We start from the raw sequence: 6,194 nt of genomic DNA, 5'->3' as shown, positions 1-6,194 counted from the left end.
CCCCCCCCCCCCCCCCCCCCCCCCCCCCCTGACTCACGTGCAGATCAGCCCCTCATACGATCACGAGCATCACCAGCCCTCCTCAGGAGTTCCCTCCATGAAGACGATCGACGAACTTCTCGCCGAAGGCGTGGACGGCAAGCGGGTCTTCGTCCGCGCCGACCTGAACGTGCCGCTGGCGGAAGGCCTCATCACCGACGACGGCCGCATCCGCGCCGTCCTGCCCACCGTCAAGGCCCTCGCGGACGCGGGCGCCAAGGTGGTCGTCGCCTCGCACCTGGGCCGCCCCAAGGGCGCCCCGGACCCGGCCTTCTCGTTGCTGCCCGCCGCCGAGCGGCTCGCCGAACTCCTCGGCGCCCCGGTCGCGTTCGCCCAGGACACCGTTGGCCCCGCCGCCCACGACGCGGTGAACGGTCTTGAGCCCGGCCAGGTCGCGGTCATCGAGAACCTGCGCTTCAACGCCGGTGAGACGTCCAAGGACGACACCGAGCGCGGCGAGTTCGCCGACCGCCTGGCCGCCCTGGCCGATGTCTACGTAGGCGACGGTTTCGGCGCGGTGCACCGCAAGCACGCCTCGGTCTTCGACCTTCCGGCGCGCCTTCCGCACTACGCGGGCTACCTCATCGCCACCGAGGTCGGCGTCCTGAAGAAGCTCACCGACGAGGTGCAGCGCCCCTATGTGGTCGCACTCGGCGGCGCCAAGGTCTCCGACAAGCTCGCCGTCATCGACCAGCTGCTCGGCAGGGCCGACCGCATCCTCATCGGCGGCGGCATGATGTTCACCTTCCTCAAGGCCAAGGGGTACGAGGTCGGCGCCTCCCTCCTCCAGGAGGACCAGCTCCCGGCCGTCAAGGAGTACATCGAGCGCGCGGAGAAGAACGGCGTCGAGCTGATCCTGCCGACCGACGTGCTGGTCGCCGCCGGGTTCCCCGACCTCAAGACCAAGGCCCCTGCCAACCCCGCCACCGTCGCCGTGGACGCCATCCCGGCCGGTCAGATGGGTCTCGACATCGGGCCCGAGTCCCGCAAGCTGTACGCATCGAAGCTCGTCGACGCCGCCACGATCTTCTGGAACGGCCCCATGGGCGTCTTTGAGCACCCCGACTACGCCGAGGGCACCAAGGCGGTCGCCCAGGCCCTCCTCGACTCCCCGGGCTTCACAGTCGTCGGCGGTGGCGACTCCGCCGCGGCCGTCCGCATCCTGGGCTTCGACGAGACCGCATTCGGCCACATCTCGACCGGCGGCGGCGCCTCCCTCGAATACCTCGAGGGCAAGACGCTCCCCGGCCTCGCCGCACTGGAGGACTGACCTTTTATGAGCACGCGCACGCCGCTGATGGCGGGCAACTGGAAGATGAACCTCAACCACCTTGAGGCCATCGCCCACGTCCAGAAGCTCGCCTTCGCCCTGGCCGACAAGGACTACGACGCCGTAGAGGTCGCCGTCCTGCCGCCCTTCACCGACCTGCGCTCCGTGCAGACCCTGGTCGACGGCGACAAGCTCAAGATCAAGTACGGCGCCCAGGACATCTCCGCACAGGACTCCGGCGCCTACACCGGCGAGATCTCCGGCCCGATGCTGGCCAAGCTCAAGTGCACCTACGTGGCGATCGGCCACTCCGAGCGCCGGCAGTACCACGCCGAGACCGACGAGATCGTCAACGCCAAGGTCAAGGCCGCCTACAAGCACGGTCTCACCCCGATCCTGTGTGTCGGCGAGGAGCTGGACGTCCGCGAGGCGGGCAACCACGTCACGCACACGCTCGCGCAGGTCGACGGCGGCCTCAAGGACATCCCCGCCGAGCAGGCCGAGTCCATCGTGATCGCCTACGAGCCGGTCTGGGCCATCGGCACCGGCAAGGTCTGCGGTTCCGACGACGCGCAGGAGGTCTGCGCGGCGATCCGCGGCCGACTCGCCGACCTGTACTCGCAGGAGCTGGCCGACAAGGTCCGCATCCAGTACGGCGGCTCGGTGAAGTCCGGCAACGTCGCGGAGATCATGGCGAAGCCCGACATCGACGGCGCCCTGATCGGCGGCGCGTCGCTCGACGCCGACGAGTTCGTCAAGATCGTCCGCTTCCGCGACCAGTAGGCCGAGCAGTGAGTATGCGGTAGCGGCGATCCGTCGTACCCTTGCGGGGGTCTGGTGTCCTTTCCACGTGCGGCTGTGCCGCGTGGCCACCGGACCCCCGTCGTCCATCCAGTTCCGAGGAAGTTGGTTCAGCCGTGGTTTTGGGGTTCTCGATCGCCCTGATCGTCTTCAGCGGGCTGCTGATGCTGCTCGTGCTGATGCACAAGGGGAAGGGCGGCGGCCTCTCCGACATGTTCGGTGGCGGCATGCAGTCGTCCGTCGGCGGCTCCTCGGTCGCCGAGCGCAACCTCGACCGCATCACCCTGGTGATCGGCCTGCTCTGGTTCGCGTGCATCGTCGTGCTGGGCATCCTGATGAAGGTCAACAACTGACCATCGGCCGACATCGGTCGACCCACATCGGCACAACAGCACATTACGCACGCATATTGCGCACGTAAGGCCCCATGTTCGGTACGCGACGTAAAGCGCGGCCTATCATGGGGCTTGCGTCTAGGTGCGGGGGGTGTAACTCCAACCACTGGACGCGCGTTGGGCCTTACGTAGACTGAGGCGCTCGCAGCGAAGCGTCACGCCGACTCGTTTCGCGGCACCATCACGCAGGGAGTTACGACCGTGGCAAGTGGCAACGCGATCCGAGGAAGCCGGGTCGGGGCGGGGCCGATGGGCGAGGCCGAGCGCGGCGAGTCCGCGCCGCGGCTGCGCATCTCCTTCTGGTGCTCCAACGGGCACGAGACGGTGCCCAGCTTCGCCAGCGACGCGCAGGTCCCCGACACCTGGGACTGCCCGCGCTGCGGCTTCCCCGCCGGACAGGACCGGGACAACCCGCCGGACCCGCCGCGCACCGAGCCGTACAAGACGCACCTCGCGTACGTACGGGAGCGGCGCAGCGACGCGGACGGCGAGGCGATCCTCGCCGAGGCGCTCGCCAAACTGCGGGGCGAAATCTAGAAGTCGAGTATCGGCCGGGCATCCAGGGATGCCTGGCCGATGGTGTTTTGCACGGCCTCCCGCTCGCTCCGAGGCCGATTGTCAGTGGTGCCCTCTACGGTTCTTGAATCAGCGGAACCGGAGGGGGAATTGTGGCAACGGTCGAGGTGCGGGACCTGCGGGTGCCCGCGTGGCGTGGGGGATTCGGGCGGCTGTGGAGTGCCGCCGTGCTCTCCAGCTTCGGAGACGCCCTGCGCGGCGCCGCGTTGCCGCTGCTGGCCGCGACCCTCACCGACGAACCGATGCTCATCGCGTCCGTCACCGCCTGCGGCTATCTCCCCTGGATCATCTTCGGACTGCTCGGCGGAGCCGTCGCCGACCGCGTGGACCAGCGGCGCGCCATGTGGAGCGTGGATGCCGTACGCGGAGTGCTGGTGGCGGGCTTCGCGGCAGCCGTGGCCCTCGGACACGCCTCGATCGCCCTGCTGATCGCGCTCGCCTTCGCACTGACCACCCTGCAGACACTCTTCGACAACGCCTCCACCGCCTTGCTCCCCGCCCTGGTCGACCGGGAGGCGCTGGGCAGCGCCAACGCGCGCCTGATGACGGGGCAGCGGGTGGCCGGAGGCCTGCTCGCAGCGCCGGTCGTGCCCGTGCTGCTCGCCGCGGGCTCGGCTGTCCCCTTCACCGTCGACGCCCTGACCTTCCTCGCCGCCGCCGCGCTGGTGGCGTCGTTGCGCGGCGGAGCGTCCGCACGCGAGCCGAGACCGGCGGGCAGCACTCTGCGCCGGGAGATCGCGGCAGGTCTGGGCGCTCTGTGGCGGGACAGGGCCCTGCGGGGGCTGTGCGTGGCCACGGCCGTCTGCAACATCGGCATGGGCGCCCTCATCGCCACGATCGTGCTCCTGGTCACCGACTGGCTGGACGCGGGCACCGTGGGATACGCGGCGGTGATGACGGCGTACACGGTCGGGAGCCTGGTCGGGGGAGTGGCGAACCGGTGGATCGTCGGACGCCTCGGACGGGTGCGCGGTGTCCTGCTCGCGGGCGGAGTGCAGATCGGCGCACTGGTCGTGATGGGCTCGGTGCGCGACCTGACCGCTCTGGGCGCGAGCATGGCGGTCTTCGGCCTCATGGGCATGGTGTGGAACGTCAACACGACGACGCTCATGCAGGAGCGCAGCCCCGCCGACATGCTCGGCCGCGTCAGCTCGGCCTTCCGGACCCTCGCCGTCGCGGGGGCTCCGGTGGGCGCCCTGCTGGGCGGAGCCGTTGCCACCCTCTGGGGCCTGAACGCCCCGCCGCTGCTCGCCGCCGTGTTCTTCGTCCTCTCCGTCGCCGCGCTGATACCCGCGCTCAAGCCGGACGTATCTGTTGTTGAGCCGGACGACGGCGTGACGACAGCTCACGTCAAGCCCTGATCAATTAGGTTGGGACCGGCAGCGGGGCAAGGTACGCAGCAGCACTCGCAGGAGAGAAGGCGGAAGTCCGAGATGAACGCAGAAAGCCGTACCAGGCTCAACCAGACGCCCGAGTGGGCCGCTCTCGCCAAGCACCGGGAAGAGCTCGGCGAGGTGCAGTTGCGCGAGCTGTTCGCCGCCGATGCGGAGCGCGGCGCGCAGTTCACGCTCCAGGTCGGGGATCTGCACGTCGACTACTCCAAGCAGCTGCTCACCGGGGAGACGCTGCGGCTGCTGCGCGAACTGGCCGCCGCCACCGACGTGTTCGGCCTGCGCGACGCGATGTTCCGCGGCGACAAGATCAACACGACCGAGGACCGCGCCGTGCTGCACACCGCGCTGCGCGCCCCGCGGGACGCCGTGATCGAGGTGGACGGCGAGAACGTGGTGCCGGCCGTGCACGCCGTGCTCGACAAGATGGCCGCCTTCGCGGGGCGCGTGCGCTCCGGTGAGTGGACCGGGCACACCGGCAAGCGCATCAAGAACATCGTCAACGTCGGCATCGGAGGCTCCGACCTCGGCCCGGCGATGGCGTACGAGGCGCTGCGCTCCTTCACCGACCGCGGCCTCACCGTCCGCTTCGTGTCGAACGTGGACGGCGCCGACCTGCACGAGGCCGTGCACGACCTGGACGCGGCCGAGACGCTGTTCGTCATCGCCTCGAAGACCTTCACCACCATCGAGACGATCACCAACGCCACCTCGGCGCGCAACTGGCTGCTGACCGAGCTGAAGGCCGGTCAGGACGCCGTGGCGAAGCACTTCGTGGCGCTGTCGACCAACGCCGAGAAGGTCGCCGACTTCGGTATCGACACGGCCAACATGTTCGAGTTCTGGGACTGGGTCGGCGGGCGGTACTCGTACGACTCGGCGATCGGCCTGTCCCTGATGATCGCCATCGGCCCGGACCGCTTCCGCGAGATGCTCGACGGCTTCCACCTCGTCGACGAGCACTTCCGCACCGCGCCCGCCGAGTCCAACGTGCCGCTGCTGCTCGGCCTGTTGGGCATCTGGTACGGCAACTTCCACGACGCCCAGTCGCACGCCGTGCTGCCGTACTCGCACTACCTCTCCAAGTTCACCGCCTATCTGCAGCAGCTGGACATGGAGTCCAACGGCAAGTACGTGGGCCGGGACGGCCGCGAGGTCGAGTGGCAGACCGGACCTGTCGTGTGGGGCACGCCGGGCACCAACGGGCAGCACGCCTACTACCAACTCATCCACCAGGGCACCAAGTTGATCCCGGCGGACTTCATCGGCTTCGCCGAGCCGGTCGCCGATCTGCAGCCCGGCCTGGTGGCCCAGCACGACCTGCTGATGGCGAACTTCTTCGCGCAGACCCAGGCGCTGGCCTTCGGCAAGACCCCGGACGAGGTCCGCGCGGAGGGGGTCCCCGAGGAGCTGGTGCCGCACAAGACGTTCAAGGGCAACCACCCGACGACGACGATCCTCGCGAAGGAACTGACGCCGTCGGTGCTCGGCCAGCTGATCGCCCTCTACGAACACAAGGTGTTCGTCCAGGGCGCCGTGTGGAACATCGACTCCTTCGACCAGTGGGGTGTCGAGCTCGGAAAGGTCCTCGCCAAGCGCGTCGAGCCCGCGCTCACCGAGGGCGCGGACGTGCCCGGGCTGGACGGGTCGACGACGGCACTCGTCGCCAAGTACCGGGAACTGCGCGGCCGTTAGCCGGCGTCCGATCGGGAGGGGAAGCGG

The 6,194-nt window shown here is 69.2% G+C and carries 6 protein-coding genes; all 6 read left to right on the top strand.

Annotated features, from left to right (window positions below; all coding sequences use genetic code 11):
- The first annotated feature begins 97 nt into the window (after nt 1-97).
- Nucleotides 98-1,309 (top strand): phosphoglycerate kinase, encoded by a 1,212-nt coding sequence (locus tag ACN6LB_RS20100; protein ID WP_445027127.1) that lies wholly within the window; start codon nt 98-100, stop codon nt 1,307-1,309.
- 6 nt (nt 1,310-1,315) lie between these two features.
- Nucleotides 1,316-2,092: a triose-phosphate isomerase gene (gene tpiA, locus ACN6LB_RS20095; protein ID WP_445027126.1), complete on the top strand. Its 777-nt coding sequence runs from the start codon at nt 1,316-1,318 to the stop codon at nt 2,090-2,092.
- 140 nt (nt 2,093-2,232) lie between these two features.
- Nucleotides 2,233-2,463, top strand: coding sequence for a preprotein translocase subunit SecG (gene secG / locus ACN6LB_RS20090; RefSeq protein WP_356144966.1), 231 nt, complete (start codon nt 2,233-2,235; stop codon nt 2,461-2,463).
- Nucleotides 2,464-2,706: 243 nt separating this feature from the next.
- A complete protein-coding gene (locus ACN6LB_RS20085; RefSeq protein WP_078077905.1) occupies nt 2,707-3,042 on the top strand; it encodes an RNA polymerase-binding protein RbpA in 336 nt (111 codons plus the stop codon).
- 131 nt (nt 3,043-3,173) lie between these two features.
- On the top strand, nt 3,174-4,442 hold the full coding sequence (locus tag ACN6LB_RS20080) for an MFS transporter (RefSeq protein ID WP_445027125.1): 1,269 nt from the start codon (nt 3,174-3,176) through the stop codon (nt 4,440-4,442).
- 72 nt (nt 4,443-4,514) lie between these two features.
- Nucleotides 4,515-6,167 (top strand): glucose-6-phosphate isomerase, encoded by a 1,653-nt coding sequence (gene pgi, locus ACN6LB_RS20075; protein WP_445027124.1) that lies wholly within the window; start codon nt 4,515-4,517, stop codon nt 6,165-6,167.
- Nucleotides 6,168-6,194: the final 27 nt, after the last annotated feature.

The organism is Streptomyces sp. SAS_270, from assembly GCF_052543295.1.
Note: the sequence above shows the minus strand (reverse complement) of the source record. Positions and strands in the feature narration are given on the sequence as shown.